We start from the raw sequence: 265 nt of genomic DNA, 5'->3' as shown, positions 1-265 counted from the left end.
ATATTGCAAGTATCCTGCAATTTTGGTTGCTCCTCCAGCGCAAATAATGTTTGGAATTTCAATATCTACGGCTTCCATCAGTTTTTCTAAGTATTTTTTGTCTTCCTCTCCTTCTACTAAGACATTAAATGGCAAAAGCTCCCATCCGTCATTATTGTTAATTCCTAAATGTTCTTTAATTGCTTTGATCTTTTCGGATGTAGAGGTAAAAGCAATATTTTGAGTGTTTATTTCATAAAATATTTTACCAGGTCGTCTTTCATAC

The 265-nt window shown here is 33.2% G+C and carries 1 pseudogene; it reads right to left on the bottom strand.

Features of this window, described 5'->3' with window-relative positions:
- A pseudogene (locus ACTHS3_RS18030) lies at window positions 1–265 on the bottom strand (ATP-dependent nuclease); the annotation flags it as partial.

The sequence above is a fragment of the Neisseria sp. P0009.S007 genome, assembly GCF_051962515.1.
The sequence above is the reverse complement of the archived record's forward strand: the minus strand, read 5'-3'. Positions and strand labels throughout refer to the sequence as shown.